Origin of the sequence: Actinomyces ruminis, from assembly GCF_002154335.2 — a bacterium.
Classification (GTDB): domain Bacteria; phylum Actinomycetota; class Actinomycetes; order Actinomycetales; family Actinomycetaceae; genus Actinomyces; species Actinomyces ruminis.
The window spans coordinates 1-19,340 of sequence record NZ_MTPX02000043.1 but is presented as its reverse complement, the minus strand read 5'-3'; the positions used below and the strand labels follow the sequence as shown (position 1 = coordinate 19,340).

Genomic DNA, 19,340 nt, shown 5'->3' with positions numbered 1-19,340 from the left:
AGTAGGCCCGCCTCGATGCCGCCGCGCTCACCGGCGCGCCGCGGCACCCAGGCCAGGCGGGCGCCGGTGGCGGTGGCGAGCGTGTCCACCACGGACAGCAGGCCCGGAACGGCGGCCGCCCGCTCCCCCACCAGGATCGTGGCGCCGTCCTGGCCCAGGGCCCGGGTCAGCTCCGGGTGGGTCTGGGACAGCAGGGCGACGGCGCGGGCCTCGGTGCCGGCGGCGGCCAGGATTACGTCGGCATCGAGCTTGCGCGAGCCGGCCGAGACGAGGTTGGCGACGGTGGCGACCTTGACGCCCCCGGCGCGCACCCCCTTGCGCAGCCGCAGGAACAGCGAGCCGCACTCGTCCTCCGGCTCCAGGGCGATCAGCAGCACCTGGCCGGCGGCCTCCAGGGAGCGGTAGGTGACCGCGCCCAGGCCGGTGCCGGCCACGCGGGCGGCGAGGAAGGTGTCCTCCTCGGAGGAGTGGTCGCGCACGCGCTGGTCGATGTCGTTGGTACCCAGCACGGTGCGGGCGAAGCGGGACCAGGCCCAGCCGTCCTCCAGGGTCAGGCGGGCGCCGGGCAGAAGCCCCACCCCGCCGTCGGCACGAGCCGCGGCCAGGCCGCGGGCGGCCACGTCCAGGGCGTCGGACCAGGAGGTGGCGACCAGCTCACCGGTGTCCTCGTCGCGCACGAGCGGCAGGTCCAGCCGGTCGTCGAGCGTGGACCAGGGGAAGGCGAAGCGGTCCTTGTCGGTGATCCACTCCTCGTTGACCTCGGGGTCGTTGCCCGCCAGGCGACGCAGCACCACGCCGCGGCGCATGTCCACGCGCAGGGCGGACCCGGAGGCGTCGTGCTCGGTGACCGTGTCGGTGGACACCAGGTCGTCGGGGCGGGCCCGGAACCGGTAGCGGGCGCTGGTCAGGGCGCCCACCGGGCAGATCTGGATGATGTTGCCGGAGAAGTAGGAGGCGAAGGGCCGCCCGGAGACGTCCAGCTCTTCGGCTCCGCCGAGCGTGCCGGGCCCGTAGACGGTGCCATCGACGACGCCGGGCTGTCCGCCCGGGCCGGCGAGATCGTCCTCGGTCACCAGGTGCTCACCGCCGCGCACGGTCTGCGTGCGCCGGGAGGCGACGGCGTCGGGGTCGTGGAAGTCGAGCACGCCGGAGTCGAAGCGGCCGATCTGCTCGGAGTACAGCCCGCCGGTGATCTCGCCGCCGGCGTGGCCGGCGCCGCGGCCCTGCAGGGCGATGAAGCGGTCACCGGCGATCTGGTCGGCGAAGCGCACGCAGCGCTGGCACAGGATGCAGCGGTCGCGGTCGAGCAGGATGTTGCTGGTCAGGCGCAGCGGCTTGGGGAAGGTGCGCTTGACGTCGGTGAAGCGGGTGGCGCCTGGGCGCCGGAGGCCATCAGCTCCAGGGCCTGGTTCTGCAGGGGGCACTCCCCGCCCTTGTCGCACACCGGGCAGTCCAGCGGGTGGTTGATCAGGAGGAACTCCATGGTGCCGGCCTGCGCCTTGGCGGCCACCGCGCTGGTGGCTGGGTGGAGATCTCCATGCCCTCCGAGGCGGTCATGGCGCAGGCGGGCTGCGGCTTGGGCATGGGCCGGACTACGCCGTCGCGGCCCGGCATGGCGACCTCCACCAGCACTGGCGGCAGTTGGCCGACGGCGCCAGCAGCGGGTGGTCGCAGAAGCGCGGGATGCGCACGCCCACCTGCTCCGCGGCGCGGATCAGCAGGGTGCCCTTGTCCACCTCGACGCTCATGCCGTCGATCGTGATGTTGACCGTGTCAGTCATGTGGTCACCGTCCGCTCTGAGCCTGGCTATTGACAATGGAGGAGGCCGCCGGCGGGAACAGCTCGGCGGCAGGAGTGGTGTAACCGGCCTCGAACTCACTGCGGAAGCGCTTAATGCCCGACGCGATCGGGGTGGCGGCGGCGTCCCCGAGGGCGCAGAAGGAGCGGCCGGAGATGTTGGAGGCGATGTCCTCCAGCTTCTCCACGTCACCCGGCTGGCCCTGCCCGGCCTCCAGGCGGGTCATGATCTGCCGCATCCAGTAGGTGCCCTCGCGGCAGGGGGTGCACTTGCCGCAGGACTCGTGCTGGTAGAACTCGGTCCAGCGGGATACCACCCGCACCACCGAGACGGTGTCGTCGAAGACCTGCAGCGCGCGGGTGCCCAGCAGGGAGCCGGCGCCGATCACGGACTCGTAGTCGAGCGGAACGTCCAGTTCCTCGGGGCCGAAGATGGGGGTGGAGGAGCCGCCCGGCACCCAGAACTTCAGCTCGTGGCCGGGCCGCATGCCGCCGGCCAACTCGATCAGCTCACGCATGGTGATGCCGAAGGGGGCCTCGAACTGACCGGGGTTGACGACGTGCCCGGTCACCGAGAACAGACCGTGCCCCTTGGAGCGCTCGGTGCCCATGGAGGAGTACCAGGCGGCACCGCGGGCCAACACCCCGGGCACGGAGGCGATCGTCTCCACGTTGTTGATGACGGTGGGGCGGGCGTACAGGCCCTGCACCGCCGGGAACGGGGGGCGCAGGCGCGGGTGCCCGCGGCGTCCCTCCAGGGAGTCCAGCAGGGCCGTCTCCTCGCCGCAGATGTAGGCGCCGGCGCGGCGTGGGCCACGATCTTCAGCGCCTGCTTGCCGTCCAGGCCGAAGCCGGAATCGAGCAGGCCGGCGTCGACGGCGTCGTGGATGGCGTGCAGCAGGCGCCGGTACGCGTGGGCGACCTCGCCGCGCACGTATACGAAGGCGCGGTCGGCACCGATGGCGCGGGAGGTGATGGCGACGCCCTCGACCAGGGCGTGGGGGTTGGCCATCAGCGTGGGCATGTCCTTGCAGGTGCCGGGCTCGGACTCATCGGCGTTGACCACCAGGTAGCGGGGCAGGCCGTCCGGGGCAGGCAGGAAGGACCACTTCAGTCCGGTGGGGAAGCCGGCACCGCCGCGGCCGCGCAGGTTGGAGGCCTTGACCAGCTCGATCAGGTCGGCCGAGCTCATGGTCTTGGCGCGGGCCAGGCCCTGGTAGCCGCCGGCGTCCCGGTAGGCGTCCAGCGTCCAGGAACGCGGCTTGTCCCACATGTCGGTGACGACCGGGGTGAGGGTGCCCGGGGCGGTGAAGGCCGCTCCGCGGAGCCGGGAGTCTGCTCGCTCACTTGTCCTCCTCCTCAGTGGGTGCGTCGGCGGGGGCCGCGGCGGTTGCGGGCTGCTCGCTGGGGGCGGTCCAGTCGTGCTCGCGGGCCAGGCGCAGGCCGCGCAGGCTGGACTCGCCGGCGGCGATGCCCTCGTCGGCGCGACCGTCGTAGAAGCCGGCCAGCAGCCGCTCGTTCTCCCGGAAGGTGGGCACGGTCTCCGGGCCACGGGTGGGGGTGATGTCCTCGCCGCGCTCGAGCCGCTCGATCAGGTCGACGGCGGAGGCGGGGGTCTGGTTGTCGAAGAACTCCCAGTTGACCATGACCACGGGGGCGTAGTCGCAGGCGGCGTTGCACTCCACCCGCTCCAGGCTGATACGGCCGTCCGCGCTGGTCTCGTCACTGCCCAGACCGGTGTGTTCGCTCACCGCCCGCCAGACCTCGTCACCGCCCATGACGGCGCACAGGGCGTTGGTGCACACGCCCACGTGGTACTCGCCGGCGGGGTGGCGGCGGAACTGGCTGTAGAAGGTGGCGACGGCCGAGACCTCGGAGCGGGTCAGTCCCAGCTTCTGGGCGACCAGGGCGATGCCGGCCGGGGAGACGTAGCCGTCCACACTCTGCAGCAGGTGCAGCATGGGGATGATGGCGCTGCGCTCGTGCCCCGCCGGGTAGCGGCCCATGATCTCGGCGATGTCGGCGTCCAGCTGCGCGGCCACATCCGGGGCGTACCCGAGTGCGGTGCCGGCGGCGTCGGCCGGTGCGGGAATGTTCTCGGAAGTGGTGCTCATTAGCGGTCCACGCCTCCCAGGACGGGGTCGATCGAGGCCAGGGACGGGACGACGTCGGCAATCATGCCGCCTTCGCTCATCATGGCCAGCGATTGCAGGTTGGAGTAGGAGGGGTCGCGGAAGTGGACCCGGTAGGGGCGAGTGCCGCCGTCGGAGACGGCCTGGATGCCGAGGACGCCCTTGGCGTGCTCGACCGTCTGGTACACCTGCCCGGCCGGCACCCGGAACCCCTGGGTGACGAGCTTGAAGTGGTGGATCAGGGACTCCATGGAGCTGCCCATGATCTCCTTGACGTGCTCCAGGGACTGCCCCTGCCCGTCGGTGGCGATGGCCATCCGGGCGGGCCAGGCAATGGTCGGGTCGGCGACCATGGTGGTGTTGGAGGGATCGTCGCCGCGGGCGGCGATCTCATCGAGCCGGTCCAGCGCCTGGGAGACGATCTTGAGGGACTGGTAGCACTCGTCGAAGCGGACCCGCAGCCGGTTGTAGCAGTCGGAGTTGTCGTAGACGGGGACCTCGAAGTCGTAGGTCTCATACCCGCAGTAGGGGCGCAGCTTGCGCATGTCCAGCGGGTAGCCGGCGGCCCGGATGCACGGGCCGGTCAGCCCCATGGCCATGGCTGCGGCCAGGCTCATCTCCCCGATGCCCACGAACCGGGACTTCAGGATGGGGTTGGCCATGAGCAGGGACTCCAGCTCGCCAGATCGTTCTTGATGTTCGGCATGACCGAGCGGACGAAGTCGGTGAAGCCCTCCGGCAGGTCCTGGGCCAGGCCGCCCGGGCGCACGTAGGCGTGGTTCATGCGCAGCCCGGAGGCCATCTCGAAGGCCCGCAGGATGTTCTCGCGGCAGCGGAAGGAGATGGTCATCAGCGTGGTGCCGCCCATCTCATTGCCGGCCGAGCCTACGGCCACCACGTGGCTGGCGATCCGGTTGAGCTCCATGAGGACCACGCGGGCGACGGTCGCCTTCTCGGGGACGTCGTCGGTGATGCCCAGGAGCTTCTCCACCGCCAGGGCGTAGCCGACCTCCTGGAAGAAGGGGGCCACATAGTCCATGCGGGTCACGAAGGTCTCGCCCTGCACCCAGGTGCGGTACTCCATGTTCTTCTCAATGCCGGTGTGCAGGAAGCCCGTGCCCGCGCGCAGCTCGGTGACGGTCTCCCCATCGGTCTCCAGCACCAGGCGCAGCACGCCGTGGGTGGAGGGGTGGACCGGGCCCATGTTGACCACGACGCGGTCGCGCTGGAGGCGATCGGCCTCATCGCGGGCGGCGATCTGGGCGGCGATGTCGTCCCAGTCGCCGCCGTTGGCGGTGTACTGGGGGGCGCCCTCGGCGAGGTCGTCGGTGGCGGGGCCGGTGGCGTGCAGTGTGCTCATCAGCGGTACGACCTCCGGGTGTCGGCGGTGGCGGTTGAGGCGCCCTTGTACTCGACGGGGATGCCGCCGAGCGGGTAGTCCTTGCGCTGCGGGTGCCCGACCCAGTCGTCGGGCATCGCCGAGCGCGTCAGGTTGGGGTGGCCGTCGAAGACGATGCCCATCAGGTCCCAGGCCTCGCGCTCGTGCCAGTCATTGCCGGGGTAGACCGGCACCAGCGAGGGTATGTGCGGGTCGCTTTCGGGGCAGGTGACCTCCAGGCGCAGGGCGCGGGCACCGTGGGTCAGGGAGATCAGCTCGTAGCAGGCGTGCAGTTCGCGGCCGGCGTCCCCCGGGTAGTGCACGCCGGTGACGCCCAGGCACAGCTCGAAGCGCAGGTCCTGGTCGTCGCGCAGGGGGCGGGCCACGTCCAGCAGGTGCTCGCGGGTGATGAACAGCGTCAGTTCATCGTGCTCGACGACGACCTTCTCAATGGCGGCGGCCGGCTCGACGCCGGCCTCGGTGAGGTCCTCGATCAGGGCGTCGACGACGTCGTCGAACCACCCCCCGTAGGGGCGGGTGGCGGCGGGGGCGAGGGCGACCACGCTGGTGGTATCGCCGTAGCCGGTGGTGTCGCCGGCATCGGCGGCGCCGAACTGGCCGGTGTAGGTACCGATGACCTCCAGGCGCAGTTCCTCGCGCACCGGTTGGCCGGCGATCTCCGGGACAGCGGGAGCGGTCACGGCGACGGCGTCGGATTCGGGTGTGGTGTTCGCGGCGTTGTCGGTGCTCATGCGAGCAGCCCCTTCATCTCGGCGGTGGGGACGGCCTTGAGGGCGGCCGCCTCGACGGCGCGGGCGATCTCCTCGCGGTGGCCGAAGATCGGCTTGCGCTCGATCTGGCGGGTCAGTTCCAGCATGGCGTTCAGCAGCATCTCGGGGCGGGGCGGGCAGCCGGGCAGGTAGATGTCCACCGGCACGATGTGGTCGGCGCCCTGGACCACGGCGTAGTTGTTGAACACGCCGCCAGAGGAGGCGCAGGCCCCCATGGAGATGACCCACTTGGGCTCGGGCATGGAGTCGTAGACGTTGCGCACCACCGGTGCCATCTTGTGGGAGACGCGACCGGAGACGATCATGACGTCGGCGTGACGCGGGGAGCGCGGAAGACCTCCCAGCCGAAGCGGGCCATGTCGAAGCGGGGCGTGCCGGTGGCCATCATCTCGATGGCGCAGCAGGCCAGGCCCATGGTCACCGGCCACAGCGAGCGCGCCTGCGCCAGGTCTGCGAGCTTCTCCACGGTGGTGAGCATGAAGCCGGGGCCCTCGACGCTTTCCAGCGCCTGGGCGTACGGGTCATCCCGCTTGGAGGGGATGTGGAGCATCTTCTCCCGGTACTCGCGCATGTCCATGAAGGGTTTACTCCTTTACTCCCAGTCCAGGCCGCCACGGCGCCACTCGAGGAGGTAGGGCACCGTGATCAGGGCGATGAAGATGAGGCGGCGCCCAACCCGAAAACGCCCAACTGCACGAAGGCGGTGGCCCACGGGTAGAGGAAGACGACCTCGACGTCGAAGATGATGAAGGTCATGCCCACCAGGTAGAAGGACACCGGGAACCGGCCCTGGTCGACGTTGGTGGGGGTGGGGTCGATGCCGCACTCGTAGTTGGCGACCTTGACCCGGTTGCGCCGGTTGGGGCTCACGATGGCGGACAGCACCAGGCCACCGATGGCGATGACCATGGCGACCGCCGCCATGATGAGCAGAGAGACGTAGGGGTTCATGCTGCCGGCACCATCCTTGTCAGAAGTTGGATGAAGTGTCGATTCCGTCGCCGCCCCGGCGCTCCCAGCCGTCGGACAGGAGCTTGGAGACGAGCCGCATGAGGCGCTTGCGGGGCAGCCCGTAGCGGGTGCACACGCGCATCACCTCGGGATGCTCGATCAGGGCCACGAAAATGCGCCCCAGCGTGTAGTAGCCGCCCATCTGCGCCTCCAAGGCGGCGGGGTACTGGGACAGGGCGAGTTCGCGGCCCGAGGCCGTGGGACGCGCCGCGGCCTGAGCCGCCGCCTCGGCCGCCAGGCGCCCGGAGGTCAACGCCTGGGCGATGCCCTCCCCATTGAAGGGCGAGACCATGCCGCCGGCGTCACCCAGCAGCATAAGCCCATCGGCGTAGTGGGGTTTGCGGTTGAAGGCCATGGGCAGGGCGGCCGAGGCGGTGCGGCCGACCTGGTTTTCGGGGGTGAAGCCCCAGGATGCGGGGACGTGTGCCAGCCAGCGCTTGAATACGGCCCGGTAGTCGATGTTGCGGGCGGAGGCGGCGCCCGGCGTCGAGCTCACCGATCCCAGACCCACGTTGACCAGCCCGTCGCCCACGCTCCAGATCCAGCCGTAGCCGGGCAGCAGGTCGGAGTGGCCGGCGGGTCCGTCCCACAGTTCCAGGCGGGATTCCATCCAGTCGTCGTCGGCGCGGGGGGAACGGAAGTAGGCGCGCACGGCGACGCCCAGCGGCCGGCGCTCGTTACGGGTGCGGCCGACGGCGGTGGCCAGGCGGGCGGAGACCCCACCGGCGTCCATGACCAGCGGGGCCGTGATCGTGGTGGGCGCATCGACGCCGGGGGCGAGATGACGCGGGGTGGGGCGAACCTGCACGCCCGTGACCCGGCCGGAGGGGCCGGTGATGGGGGCGGTGGCGGTGACGCCGGTGAGCAGTCGGGCGCCGGCGGTGACGGCGTGGATGACCAATTCCCGGTCCAATTCGCTGCGGCGCCGGGCCAGTCCGTAGGCGGGCAGGCTGGGCTGTTCGGGCCAGGGAATGTGCAGCTGGTGTCCGCCCCCAATGACGCGCAGCCCCTGGTTGCGCCGCCAGGCGGAGGTGTCCACGCCCATGTTGACCAGTTCACGCACGGCGGAGGGGGTGAGTCCGTCCCCGCAGACCTTGTCGCGGCCGAGTTCGTGGCGCTCGAGCAGCAGTACGTCCAGACCGAGCTTGGACAGGTGGTAGGCGGCGGAGGCTCCGGCGGGGCCGGCCCCCACGACTACGACGTCGGCGCTCAGCTGGTCAGTCGTCACTGCGCGCCTCCTTCGTATGCGCTCGGATGGTGGGAATGCGGGCCGCCGGGTGGCCATGGCCCTGCAAGCGAACGGGACCGCCGAAGACATTACCGACTGTTCCGGGCGCTGTAGGCAGGGGGCGGCGGCCGGACCTGGGCCGGCCGGTTTTCCCCCGGCAATTCCCAGTATTCCGTACTCCCGACGCAGGCGGGGGCAGCCCCGGCCAGGCGACACCGTTCACCTATTTAGACATCCCTTGCCTTGCGAATTGTTTCCCGCACACATGGCCGCACCGCCACAGTCCCGACCCGGACGCCCCGGCGTGTCTGAGGCGAACGCAGAATCTGCGAGGATCAGCCCATGAGTCGAGCTTCTCTCGCCAAGGACCCGCGCGAGGTCGCGGGCATGTTCGACGCCGTCGCGCGCCGCTATGACCTGACTAATGACGTCATGAGCCTGTGGCAGGTGCGCATGTGGCGCGCAGTCACGCGCACCACCGTCGCCGCCCGTCCCGGCATGCGGGTACTGGACCTGGCCGCCGGTACCGGCACATCCAGCGTCGACTACGCGGCCGACGGCGCCCAGGTGGTGGCCTGCGACCTGTCGGCCGGCATGGTGGCCGAGGGACGCCGGCGCCACCCGGAGATCGAGTTCGTGGTCGGCGACGCCACCGCCCTGCCCTTCCCCGATGCCGCCTTCGACGTGGTGACCATTTCCTACGGGCTGCGCAATGTGCAGAACACCGCCAAGGCCCTGGCGGAGATGGCGCGGGTGACCCGCCCCGGCGGGCGGCTGGTGATCGCCGAGTTCTCCACCCCCGTGCACGCGGCGTTCCGCCGCCTGTACCGCTTCTATCTGGGCACTGCCCTGCCGGCGGCCGGGAGACTGGTGTCCTCGAACGCTGACGCCTACGGCTATTTGGGCGAGTCGATCCTGGCCTGGCCGGATCAGGAGGCGCTGGCCGCATTGATCCAGGACGCCGGCTGGCGCGGGGTCGGTTACAAGAACCTGTCCGGCGGAATCGTCGCCATCCACCGCGCCACCAAGCCTGGGGCGTCCGCGGACGAGGCGGCGCCCGCGGAGACCGGCGTCCGCGATGACGCGCCGACCGCCGCCCCGGAGGTCTGAGGTGACCCCACCGGTGGCCGACCACGCCCCGCTCGCTCCGCCGGCGCTGTCGGCCGCTCGGGCCGCCGCCTCTCCCCCGCGCCTGTCCTTCCGCACGGTTCCCCTTCCCACCGGCCTAATCGCGGCGGGTTCCGACGGCGCGACGGCCGGAGGCTCGCAGGGACTGCTCGAGTTGTTGGCAGGACGGGAGGACGTCGTCAGCTGGGTACGTCACGGCCGCGGCCTGGTCGGTTGGGGGCAGGCGCTTCGCCTGGAGGCGCAGGGGCCGGACCGGATCGAGTCCCTGCGGAGCGCCTGGCGGGCCACCGTGTACGCCTCCTGGTGGCGCGATGCGCTGGTGCGCCCCGGCACCGGCCCGGTGGCCCTGGGCACCATCGCCTTCTCCCCCGACTCCGCCGCCGCCTCGGTGCTGATCGTGCCGCAGGTGCTCGTGGGTCTGGATGCCGCGGGGGCGTGGCTGACCACGGCCGTCCCGGAGGGCGAGGCGCATCCGGAGGTGGCGGAGGCCCTGGCTCGGTTGCGCCCGCCGGCATCCGCCCGGCCGGACGCCTCCTCCCCCGACGCCCCCATGGTCTCGCCCGGGTCACTGTCCGAGACCGACTACCTGGCCGCCGTCGCCGAAACCCAGCGGCGCATGGCGGCGGGTGAGGCACGCAAGGTGGTGCTGGCCCGGGATTTGCTGGTGACGCCGTCGGCCACCCTGGCGACCGGCGACCTGCTGCGGCACCTGGGGGCGAGCTACCCGTCGTGCTGGACCTTCGCCGTGGATTCCATGGTGGGGGCCACCCCGGAGCTGCTGGTGCGGTTGGAGAACCGGCACCTGGCCAGCCGGGTGCTGGCGGGTACCGCGCGCCGTCACGCGGGTGATGCGGCCGCCCGCGAGCGCGAGGCGGAGCGCTTGGCGCGCTGGCTGGCGGCGTCGGCGAAGAACCGGGCCGAGCACGAGTTCGCGCGTGCCTCGGCCGTGACTGCGCTGGAGCCCTTGTGCTCGCTGGTGGAGGCCGAGCCGCCGCGGGTGCTGATGCTGCCGAACGTGCTGCACCTGGCCACCGACATCACCGGCGTGGTCGCCGGGGACACGGGGGCCCTGTCCCTGGTGGGCGCGCTGCACCCCACCGCGGCCGTGTGCGGCACCCCCTCCGAAGCGGCCGCCCGCATCATCGTCGAGGTTGAGGGGATGGACCGGGGGCGTTATGCCGGCCCGGTGGGCTGGGTGGACTGGCATGGCGAGGGCGAGTGGTGCATCGCGCTGCGCAGCGCCGCGCTGCCGCCCGACGGGCTGGGCCCCGGGGCGCCGGCGCGGGTCTTCGGCGGTGGCGGGATCATGCCCGAGTCGGTGCCCGCCGACGAGTTGGCGGAGACGACCGCGAAGATGCGTCCCATGCTCGCGGCCCTGGGCGTGGGCGGCTAGCCGCTAGGCGCTCCCTGCTGATTCAGCTCTCCTCGGCCTGGGGTGCCGACCACAGCCACATGTGCGCTCACGCCCGCCGACGACGCTCCGCGCGATTGTCGCCACATATGCGGGGCGCTCGCAGACGGCCGCCCGCGGTTGCTGACTCCCCTTGCCGCCGACCAACCGGGGGCGACACACTCGCGGCATGATCGCCTTCCTCACCCTGCGGGTCCTGGTCATCCTCACCACCGCCATGGTCGGCGGCTTCCTGACCATGTACTGCCTGACGATCGGCGGCTACTTCTCCCACATGGTACGCGGCGGACAGATCGATGAGCTGCAGCGCACCTACGCCCCCTTCCGCCGCCGCACAGGTCTGAAGACGACCTACGCCGCCGCCATGCTGCTGCAGTTCTTCATCGCCGTGGCGGCACTGGCCGCCGACTGGCATCAGCCACTGGCGGGCCGCTGCCTGGCCGTGGCGGCGCTGCCACTGCTGCTCGCTGTCCACCGGCTCACCGGCTTCACCGCGCCCGAGGAGAAACTGGTCTCCGGACAGCCGGTCTCCGCGGCCGACGCCGCCCGCTATCTACGCCTGAACCTCCCATTGCATGCCCTGTACGCCTGTTGGTACGTCCTCGCCGCGTCCTGGATGCTGGTCGAAGTCATTCGCGGTTGACCGTTGCGCCCGCAAAGTGCCCAGACTCGCGACACGTGTCGCCGGTGTGCCCGCCACCACCACCCGACGGTTCGCCTTGGGATTCTTCCGGTTTGTGGGTGCGGTGGTGCGTGGTGCGAGGGTCGCACTCGGGCCGGCCAGGTCGTTCTCGGGCCAATTAAGACGTCTATGGCACGGCGGGTCCGGGCTGACCGGCCACTGACGTACGAGTTCGCCTCTGACGTACGCATTCCCGCCACACGTACGCGTTTTGGGGGTTTCCCCGCCTCTGGCAGTCGGAAAGCTCCAAAACTCGTACGTGAGAGCAGAACTCGTACGTGAGACAGCAGAACCCATCAGGCCCCGCGTCCTCGAACCGGGCTTGCCCGTCTATAGCCGCCGGCTCAGCGCCCAGGCACCGACACCCACCCCCACTGCTGCGGCCGCGGCGCCGCCGATCAGCACCGGTGCCGCCGACGGCGGCGCGATCATCCATGCCTGCGCCTGCATGGTCTCGAACACGTAGGTCGGCGGCCAGAAACGGTCGAATGCCTGCACCGCGCGGGGCAGGGTGGCGAGCGAGGAGAAACCGCCCGAGGCGAAGAACGAGCCGGCGAAGGTGATCATGAGCAGCGGCTGCACGGTGCGGTAGTCCCGCAGCCAGGCGCCGATGGCCGCACCGAGCCCGGCGCATGCCAGCGAGGTCAGGGCGGCCAGCCCAGCCAGCACCGGCAGGCGCCCCACGGGTATGCGCACTCCGAAGACGGCCGCGGCGACCGCCAGGGTGACCAGGGTATTGATGCCTCCGGCGATGACGGCGGCGACCAGGGTCCCGGCGGTGACATCCCCCAGGGGGCGCGGGGCGAGCCTGATCTCCTTGACGGTGCGGTGTTCCCACTCGCGCGCGACCATGATCGCGGCGTTGAGGGCGGAGCCCACCATGACCGCGAGGATGACGGCGCTGTGTCCGATGAAGGTGCGCCGCCACACGTCGTCGAGCCGGGTGGTGGTCTGGGTGACGGTGACCGGCGCGGCCCCGGGCATCTGTGCGGCGGCGTAGTCCTGTATGGCGCGGGTCAGCCGCAGGCGGGCGTTCTTCATCATGTCGGTGTTGATGTTGTAGGTCCTGGTGCGTAGTACGGGCGTCTGCCCCGTCTCGATGCGCTCGTCGAAGTCGGCGGGAATGGTGACCACCAGGTGCAGGCGGCCGGTGGCCACCAGGCGTTCGGCCTCGTCGGCGTCGGTGGTCACCACACGGAAGTAGGGGCTGATGTTGCTGCGCAGGTCGCGGATCTCCGCCTCGAAAGCGGCCGCATGCGCGCCCTGTCCCTCGTTGACCAGCCCGACGTTCCACTCGTCCCCGCCGAAGCCGAACAGGATGCCGCACAGGAACATCAGCACCAGCGGGATGAGCATGGGGCCGGTCAGGGCCTGCCGGTCGCGCGCCCACTGGCGCAGGTCCTTGCGGGCGACGGCGCCCACACGGTCGAGGTGCCATCCCGGCCACGAGTTCCGCCCCATCCGGTCGTCCCGCTGACCGTGACGTCTTGGCCTCCTCATAGTCATCATCGGCTTCATTGGTCACTGTCCTCCGGTCAGATGGGTGTAGGCGCGGCGCAGCAGCCAACCGGCCGCCGCCAGAATCGCCGTCGTCGCGCTCAGCACGACGGCGAGGTTGCGGGCCAGGTCTGAGGCGTCGCCGGTGAGGAAGATGCTGCGGGCGCTCATGAAGCGTAGGTGGTGGGCAGTGCCCGGGACAGCTGCCACAGCGCCGTGATCGGCTGCCCCCAGGCGAGCCCGCGCATGGATTCCTCGTTCCCGGACACCAGGAACAGGGCGACCGCCAGGGTGATCAGGCCGACGCCGTCGCCAGGGTCTTCTTCGAGGCGACGCCGACCACCATGCCGATGCCCGCCCCCATGAGCAGCACCACCCCGACGATGCCCGCCATGGCGAGCAGACTGCCGGTGGGACGGAAGCCGAAGCCGACGCCGAGCACCACCAGCACCAGTGCCACCGATGCCAGGGACTGTCCGAGCCCGGATATCACCTTGCCGGCCACGAGCGTGCCGCGGCCGAGCGGGGCCAGCAGCAGGTGTTTGACGGTGCGGTCATTCCACTCCACGGCGATTTGCAGTCCGGTGTTGACCATGGCGGCGTACAGGCAGCCGAACAGCAGCAGGCTGGTGGAGATGTAGCCGAGCATGGTGGGGTCGGTGGACAGCCAGCGCGTCTCCTCCACGCTCAGCACCGGCTCGGTCAATTCCTCGTTGAGGGCGCGTACCACCGCGTCCAGGCGCAGCCGCAGGTTCTTGGAGTAGTCGGAGTTGATGTTGTTCAGCCGCAACTCCAACTGGGCGTCCCCGGCATCTGCGGCCTGGGAGAAGCCTCCGGGATGACGACGACGGCGAGTGCCTCGGCGTCGTCAAAGGCCCTTAACGCGGTTCCGGGCTCGGTGGTGCGCACGTCGTAGTAGGGGCCCTCGTCGGAGTGGATGGTGCGCATGATCTCGATCAGGCGCTCGGCGACGGGGCCGCCGTCCAGGTCGGCCACCATGATCGGGTTGTTGTTGGACACGGGGATGACCAGGGAGTAGAAGAAGATGAACACCAGCGGGATGACCACGCTGATGATCATGAGGAACGGCTGCCGGATGAACCTGGTCCAGTCCTTGACCGCGATGGCAACGGCGGCCCGCACGCCGGTCATGCCTCTCCCCCATCGCGCAGCGCCTTGCCGGTCAGGTGCAGGAACACGTCGTTGAGGTCGGGACGGCGCACCCCCATCAGGGCGGCCCCGGGGTCGTGCTCGGCGAACCAGTCGAGGACGGCGCGGATGGTGGCGGGGGCTCCGTCCGCGGACACTGCGGCGACGCCGTCGCGCCAGGTGATCCCCGTGACGCCGGGCAGCTGCTCCAGCCTGGATCGGGGCGGGAACCACGCACGTCGATGAAGGTCCGGCCAAGTCTGCCGCGCAGTTCGTCGGGAGTGCCTTCGGCAATCAGGGTGCCGTGATCGAGGATGGCGAGGTTATCCGCCAGTGCCTGCGCCTCCTCCATGTAGTTCGTGGTCAGCAGCACCGTGCCGCCGTCGGATGCGATGCGTCGCACGCGTTCCCACAGGGCGGCGCGGGACTGCACGTCCACCCCGAGGGTGGGCTCGTCCAGAACGACGACGCCCGGCTGGGTCAGCAGGGCACGGGCCAGGGCCAGTCGGCGCTGCATGCCGCCGGAGTAGGTGCCCACCCGGTCGCCGCGGCGCTCCGCCAGGCCGACGAGCTCGAGGACCTCGTTGACGCGGGTGCGGCGTTGCGCGCGGGGCACGCCGTACAGGCGGGCGTGAAAGGTGAGATTCTCGTCGGCGCTCAGGTCGTTGTACAGGGCGGTCTCCTGGGGGACTACGCCCAGGCGTTCCCGCACTGCGGTGACGTCGTCGCGCACATCGATGCCCTCCACCAGCACGGTGCCGCCGGTCGATCGCAGCAGGCCGCACAGCAGGTTGACGGAGGTGGTCTTGCCCGAGCCATTGGGACCCAGCAGGCCGAAGACCTGGCCGGGGGCCACGTCGAGGGTGAGCGCCTCGAGCGCGACCAAAGGCCGAGAGCGGCGGCGAGGGAACTCCATACGCAGTTCGCGGAAGCTGATGGCGGGGGTTTCTGAGGGGCTCATGGTTGTCAGGGAACCCCGGTGCGCACCATGATTTCCACTGTGGTGAATAAACGGCGTGGGCGTCCCTCCGGTCCCTCGGACACCCGAGAACGGATCCTGACCGCCGCCCGGGAGCGCTTCGAGCAAGGCGCTACGCCGGCACGTCGCTGCGGTCAATCGCGGCGCAGGCCGATGTGGACCATTCCCTGATCACCTACTACTTCGGTTCCAAGGAGGGACTTTTCCGCGCGGTCGCTGAGCTGGCGTTGAGCCCGGCGCAGGGCTTCGACATCGTGTCCGCCAAGGTGCCGCCCGAGCATCTGGCACCGGCGCTGCTGCGCTCAGCGCTGTCCGCGTGGGACCGCCCTGGCTACCGGGACGGGCTCGCCCGCCTGTTCACCGACGCCCTCGCCTCCGAGGCGGCGCTGCGGGTGCTGCGGGAATATCTGCACACGGAGATGGTCGGGCGCCTGACCGAGTACATCGGGGGTGTGGACGCCGGACGGCGGGCGGCCGCTGCGGCCACGATCTTCTCCGGGCTGTTCCTGACCCGCTATCTGCTGCGCCTCGAGCCGGTCGCCTCGCTTCCGGCCGACGACGTTGTGGCGCAACTGGCCCCCGCCCTGCGCTCGGCTCTGGGTCCGCATGGCCCGGGGGCTACCAGGGCCAATCCGAGGTGAGGTAGGCTCGATGGCACGGTGGCGGAAGCTGTAGGGCCGGGTGCGGCGGATGATGCGTCAGGTGAGGTCCAAGCGCTGCGCCGTCGGGCCGGCGTCAGTTCCCTTCGCGTAGCCAGCGGCCCGGGCGATATTGGTCAAGGTGCGTTCCTCGGGCTCCAAACCAGCCATGGTCTCGAGGAACTGCCGTTCGCGCGTGGGAAGTCGATCCAGGATGCGCTGAACGTGCGCTTCAGCTTCCGGGGCGGCGTCACGCCACCCGGTTCGCACCTGCGCGGCGGTGATGAGATTGCCGGTACCGGCATACCAGGCGCGCTCCCCCGCGAGTTGGAAAAGGAACGGCTCTCCACAAGCGAGTTTCACGATGGCGCGCTGCGCCGCGGGTTCCATGAACACTCGATCCGCGTCGCCGCCGTCGCCGGCGATCGGCCAACCCTCGGTGACGAAGGGCTGGAGCGCGGCCATGAAGGCACCATCGTCTATAGCATCGAGGGTGATGGTGCGGAAACGGCGCGCGAAGGTGGCTCCTGTACGAGCACCCGCCATGTCCGAACACTCGGGCAATCCGGTCAAGTACACGGCGATCGGAAGGCCGCGATCCACCTGCACGCCGCCGGGGACGGCAATGGTCTCCTCGTGCGCGAGGGCGTCGCCTAGCGCGGTCAGCAGTTGCGAGCGGGCGCTCTCATCGGTGATGTTCTGTACTTCGTCGATGTGGATTAGCACCATGACGTCTCGGCGCTGAATGGCTGCGCGGCCGATCTCGATCAGCAAATCAGTCAGCACGGTGTACGGCTCCGGCCCCTCCTGCGCACGCACGGACAGCGAGACACCGGAGATGGCCACGGTCTCTACCCGCCGCAGGAGTTCTGATATGTGCTGCTCACGGGCCATCGCCAGCCCCGCGGCCGACGCCAGATCGAGCAAGGCCACGGCGAGCCGCTTGATGGGGTCAGTTCCGGAAGGGATGCGCAGCTGCGGAGTCACCCAGTCACCGGCGTCGGCGGCGTCACGGGCGATCCGCCGCACCAGCGAGGACTTGCCCGAGCCTGCCTCTCCGAGGATCGTACGGCCCCGCTCATGAATCCCCGCCAAACGTCGTGGTCGCAGCACGTCTCGCCAATCGCTGAGCTGAGCGGCCCGGCCGGCCCACACCTCGGGGACGGTGTCTGAGCCCGGGCTGAACGGCGAATCGAGAGGAGTCCTCGCGTTGATAAGTTTATCAACGGCCGTTGCCTTGATAACTTTATCAAGGCAACGGTGCGCCGGTCCGCGAGCCCCACAGCTCGCCATACCTACCGATCTCGGCGAAGAGGGCGGTAGCGGACTTAGGACCCCACGCGGTCAGGAGTCCTTGCGCTCCTTGAGCGTCACGGGCACTTGGAGTTCTTCGCCGTTACGAATGATCGTCAGCGTCACCTCGTCGCCGGCCGAGTACTGGCGCACGAAGCCGGTCAGGGCGGCCGCCTGGTTGGTGGCCTTGCCGTCGATGGCGGTGATGACATCGCCCACCTCGATGCCGGCCTGATCCGCGGGCGAGCCGGACTCGACGACGCCCACCTCGGCACCCGCCCGAGTGGTGCCGTCAGAAGTGGTGGCACCGCCGTCGCCGATCGACACCCCCAGGTAGGCGTGTGTGGCCGTGCCGGTCTCGATGAGTTGGTCGGCGACCTTCTGAGCGAGGTTGGAGGGAATCGCGAAGCCGATACCGATCGACCCGGCGGAATCCGCGGAGTCGGACAGGCTGGCGATCGAGCTGGTGATGCCGATGACGGCGCCGGTCTCGTCGAACAGCGGGCCACCGGAGTTGCCCGGGTTGATGGCCGCGTCGATCTGAATGGCGTTGGTGTACACCTGCGTGGTGGTGGTCTGGGACTGGCCCAGCAGGCCGCCAAGCTGACCGGGCAGCGCGGATCCGGACTGCTCCTCGGTCTCCTCCTGGGTGGTGACCACGGGGCGGTTCAGGGCGGAGATGATGCCGGTGGTGGCCGTGGAGGATAGCCCCAGCGGATTGCCGATGGCCATGACGTCCTCGCCGGTGACCAGGTCGTCGGAGTTGCCGAACTGGGCGACCGTGAGGTCGCTGGGCGCATCAACCAGTTCGATCACGGCCAGGTCGGTGGTGGGATCGGTGCCTGTCAGCTCCGCCTCGAAAATGCGTCCATCGGCGAGCGTCACCTGAATCTGAGTGGCGCCGGAGACCACGTGGTTGTTGGTGATGATGTGTCCGTCGGAATCGTAAATGACGCCGGAGCCCACGGCGGTACCGTCACTCATGGCGACGGTGATGGATACGACGGAGTTGGATACGGCCGCCGTCACGGCCTCCCAATCGGGGGCGGTGCCGGTGGAGGAGACGGTCTGGGTGGTGGAGCCCGTGGCGATCGCGGTGGGCGCGGACACGGAGGCTGTGCGCGCGTCGTCATTGTCGAAGTAGTGCAACGCGGCCACGGTCCCGCCGGAGGCGAGCAGCGCGGTGACCAGGGACGTGGCAATGACGCCGCCCCAGCCGGGGCCGCGACGGCGACCGGCGGGATCAGGTGCAGCGGGCACAGGCTGATAGGGGGACTGGGCGTAGGCCCCAGAGCCCGTGCCGGCTCCGGGCTGTCCGTAGGGAGAGGAGGATGGGGTAGAGGCACGGTCGAAGCTGTAGCCGGCAGGCGGTTGCGGCGCGGAGGTGTAAGGCGAGGAGCCCGCACCACCCGACAGCTGCTGAGTTTCATCGCCGGCTGGCTGCTCGGCGTCACCGGATCCGGTAAAGGGCTCGTTCGTGCTCATGGGTCTCCTCCTCGGGCCGTTGGCCCGTTCACTAAACGCATCTCACCTAATACGCATGACCTGGATCATCACCGACACTAATCTGGGACTTGCCTGTGAACCAGTGTGTGAAGCGCCGCCGGCGCCTTGGGGCTACGTCACGCGGGGGCTGCGGTCCTCGGTCGCGGTGGTCGGGTGCACGTGCACGAGGCTCAGCCCGTGCACGGGCTGGTCCAGGATTGCTCGCAGTGCGGCGAGGTTGGTGGGTCGGTGAATCTGGGCGCCCAGCGCGGTCGCGAGCGCAACGAGGTCGGTGGCCTGCGGCGTGGTGAAGTAGCGAGCCAGGTCGGCGGGCGGGGTGACGTCCGGGTACTCCAAGGTGGAGAAGATGGCTCCCCCGCCGTCGTCGATGACGATGACCTGCAGGTCGGGCTCGGCCTCCAAGCTTCCGCGCGACAGGCTCATGGCGTCGTGCAGGAAGGCGAGGTCGCCGACGACGGCGCGCACGGGCCCGGCTGTGATGGCGGCGCCGAGCGCGGTGGCAAGGGTGCCGTCGATACCGGCCAGGCCCCGGTTGGCGATCGCCGCCGGCGCGGGGCCGTGGGCGGGCGCGGCCAGCCGGTCCAGGCGGCGAATGGTCAGGGAGGAGCCGACGACGAGCAGGGGTGCGGCGTCGCCGGGGGGCGCGCAGGGCGGCGTCCCACACGGCGGTGACGGCGGCGTCCGCGCTGAGGGGGTCTGCTTGCGCCGGGGCGGGGACG

The 19,340-nt window shown here is 70.3% G+C and carries 13 protein-coding genes and 8 pseudogenes; 5 read left to right on the top strand and 16 right to left on the bottom strand.

Features of this window, described 5'->3' with window-relative positions; all coding sequences use genetic code 11:
* The 8 genes and pseudogenes from BW737_RS09240 to BW737_RS09205 form a co-directional block, all read right to left on the bottom strand.
* Nucleotides 1–1,781: pseudogene (locus BW737_RS09240) on the bottom strand (2Fe-2S iron-sulfur cluster-binding protein); the annotation flags it as partial.
* 4 nt (nt 1,782–1,785) lie between these two features.
* Nucleotides 1,786–3,071: pseudogene (nuoF, locus tag BW737_RS09235) on the bottom strand (NADH-quinone oxidoreductase subunit NuoF).
* A gap of 70 nt (nt 3,072–3,141) precedes the next feature.
* Nucleotides 3,142–3,912 (bottom strand): NADH-quinone oxidoreductase subunit NuoE, encoded by a 771-nt coding sequence (gene nuoE, locus BW737_RS09230; RefSeq protein WP_086615871.1) that lies wholly within the window; start codon nt 3,910–3,912, stop codon nt 3,142–3,144.
* Nucleotides 3,912–5,290, bottom strand: a pseudogene (locus tag BW737_RS09225) (NADH-quinone oxidoreductase subunit D). Before BW737_RS09225 ends, nuoE begins: the two are co-directional and overlap by 1 nt.
* Nucleotides 5,290–6,060 carry an NADH-quinone oxidoreductase subunit C gene (locus tag BW737_RS09220; RefSeq protein ID WP_086615872.1) on the bottom strand — a complete coding sequence of 257 codons (771 nt, stop codon included), beginning with the start codon at nt 6,058–6,060 and terminating at the stop codon, nt 5,290–5,292. The pseudogene BW737_RS09225 and the gene BW737_RS09220 overlap by 1 nt, the downstream one beginning before the upstream one ends.
* Nucleotides 6,057–6,676 (bottom strand): annotated as a pseudogene (locus BW737_RS09215) (NADH-quinone oxidoreductase subunit B). The gene BW737_RS09220 and the pseudogene BW737_RS09215 overlap by 4 nt, the downstream one beginning before the upstream one ends.
* Nucleotides 6,677–6,691: 15 nt before the next feature.
* Nucleotides 6,692–7,050 (bottom strand): annotated as a pseudogene (ndhC, locus tag BW737_RS09210) (NADH-quinone oxidoreductase subunit A).
* Nucleotides 7,047–8,395, bottom strand: a pseudogene (locus BW737_RS09205) (geranylgeranyl reductase family protein). Before BW737_RS09205 ends, ndhC begins: the two co-directional pseudogenes overlap by 4 nt.
* 285 nt (nt 8,396–8,680) lie before the next feature.
* Between BW737_RS09205 and BW737_RS09200 the strand changes: the two are divergent.
* From BW737_RS09200 to BW737_RS09190, 3 genes are all read left to right on the top strand, one after another.
* Nucleotides 8,681–9,448, top strand: coding sequence for a demethylmenaquinone methyltransferase (locus BW737_RS09200; protein ID WP_086615873.1), 768 nt, complete (start codon nt 8,681–8,683; stop codon nt 9,446–9,448).
* Between the two features lies 1 nt (nt 9,449).
* Nucleotides 9,450–10,859 (top strand): isochorismate synthase, encoded by a 1,410-nt coding sequence (locus BW737_RS09195; protein WP_420835734.1) that lies wholly within the window; start codon nt 9,450–9,452, stop codon nt 10,857–10,859.
* 187 nt (nt 10,860–11,046) lie between these two features.
* Nucleotides 11,047–11,520: a hypothetical protein gene (locus tag BW737_RS09190; RefSeq protein WP_086615875.1), complete on the top strand. Its 474-nt coding sequence runs from the start codon at nt 11,047–11,049 to the stop codon at nt 11,518–11,520.
* Between the two features lie 369 nt (nt 11,521–11,889).
* Here the strand turns inward: BW737_RS09190 and BW737_RS09185 are convergent, their stop codons facing one another.
* The 5 genes from BW737_RS09185 to BW737_RS09170 all read right to left on the bottom strand — a co-directional run bounded on the left by BW737_RS09185 (nt 11,890) and on the right by BW737_RS09170 (nt 15,166).
* Nucleotides 11,890–12,981: an ABC transporter permease gene (locus tag BW737_RS09185; protein WP_180272163.1), complete on the bottom strand. Its 1,092-nt coding sequence runs from the start codon at nt 12,979–12,981 to the stop codon at nt 11,890–11,892.
* Between the two features lie 99 nt (nt 12,982–13,080).
* Nucleotides 13,081–13,227 (bottom strand): hypothetical protein, encoded by a 147-nt coding sequence (locus BW737_RS16260; RefSeq protein ID WP_180272162.1) that lies wholly within the window; start codon nt 13,225–13,227, stop codon nt 13,081–13,083.
* 124 nt (nt 13,228–13,351) lie between these two features.
* Nucleotides 13,352–13,852 (bottom strand): ABC transporter permease, encoded by a 501-nt coding sequence (locus tag BW737_RS09180; protein ID WP_086615877.1) that lies wholly within the window; start codon nt 13,850–13,852, stop codon nt 13,352–13,354.
* Nucleotides 13,837–14,208: an ABC transporter permease gene (locus tag BW737_RS09175; RefSeq protein ID WP_086615878.1), complete on the bottom strand. Its 372-nt coding sequence runs from the start codon at nt 14,206–14,208 to the stop codon at nt 13,837–13,839. The genes BW737_RS09180 and BW737_RS09175 overlap by 16 nt, the downstream gene beginning before the upstream one ends.
* A 76-nt stretch (nt 14,209–14,284) precedes the next feature.
* Complete coding sequence (locus BW737_RS09170) at nt 14,285–15,166, bottom strand: ABC transporter ATP-binding protein (RefSeq protein ID WP_086615879.1); 882 nt, start codon at nt 15,164–15,166, stop codon at nt 14,285–14,287.
* A gap of 143 nt (nt 15,167–15,309) precedes the next feature.
* On the opposite strand from BW737_RS09170, the pseudogene BW737_RS18300 reads away from it, so the two are divergent.
* Nucleotides 15,310–15,387 (top strand): annotated as a pseudogene (locus tag BW737_RS18300) (TetR family transcriptional regulator); the annotation flags it as partial.
* Between the two features lie 51 nt (nt 15,388–15,438).
* Entirely contained in the window at nt 15,439–15,825 is a 387-nt protein-coding gene (locus BW737_RS09165) for a TetR/AcrR family transcriptional regulator (RefSeq protein WP_338063891.1), read from the top strand.
* Here the strand turns inward: BW737_RS09165 and BW737_RS09160 are convergent.
* The 3 genes and pseudogenes from BW737_RS09160 to BW737_RS09150 all read right to left on the bottom strand — a co-directional run.
* Nucleotides 15,803–17,037: pseudogene (locus BW737_RS09160) on the bottom strand (ATP-binding protein). The gene BW737_RS09165 and the pseudogene BW737_RS09160 overlap by 23 nt on opposite strands.
* A gap of 129 nt (nt 17,038–17,166) precedes the next feature.
* The gene (locus tag BW737_RS09155) at nt 17,167–18,600 is read right to left on the bottom strand and encodes a S1C family serine protease (RefSeq protein WP_086615881.1); all 1,434 of its coding nucleotides are present in this window, start codon (nt 18,598–18,600) and stop codon (nt 17,167–17,169) included.
* 132 nt (nt 18,601–18,732) lie between these two features.
* Nucleotides 18,733–19,340 (bottom strand): thiamine pyrophosphate-dependent enzyme (locus BW737_RS09150; protein ID WP_257210668.1); only part of this gene is annotated, 608 nt, incomplete at its 5' end.

Bases quoted from the DNA above. Each gene is read 5' to 3' on its own strand.
- nuoE (WP_086615871.1), bottom strand. From the start codon at position 3,912: ATGAGCACCACTTCCGAGAACATTCCCGCACCGGCCGACGCCGCCGGC.
- BW737_RS09220 (WP_086615872.1), bottom strand. From the start codon at position 6,060: ATGAGCACCGACAACGCCGCGAACACCACACCCGAATCCGACGCCGTC.
- BW737_RS09200 (WP_086615873.1), top strand. From the start codon at position 8,681: ATGAGTCGAGCTTCTCTCGCCAAGGACCCGCGCGAGGTCGCGGGCATG.
- BW737_RS09190 (WP_086615875.1), top strand. From the start codon at position 11,047: ATGATCGCCTTCCTCACCCTGCGGGTCCTGGTCATCCTCACCACCGCC.
- BW737_RS16260 (WP_180272162.1), bottom strand. From the start codon at position 13,227: ATGAGCGCCCGCAGCATCTTCCTCACCGGCGACGCCTCAGACCTGGCC.
- BW737_RS09175 (WP_086615878.1), bottom strand. From the start codon at position 14,208: ATGACCGGCGTGCGGGCCGCCGTTGCCATCGCGGTCAAGGACTGGACC.
- BW737_RS09170 (WP_086615879.1), bottom strand. From the start codon at position 15,166: ATGAGCCCCTCAGAAACCCCCGCCATCAGCTTCCGCGAACTGCGTATG.
- BW737_RS09155 (WP_086615881.1), bottom strand. From the start codon at position 18,600: ATGAGCACGAACGAGCCCTTTACCGGATCCGGTGACGCCGAGCAGCCA.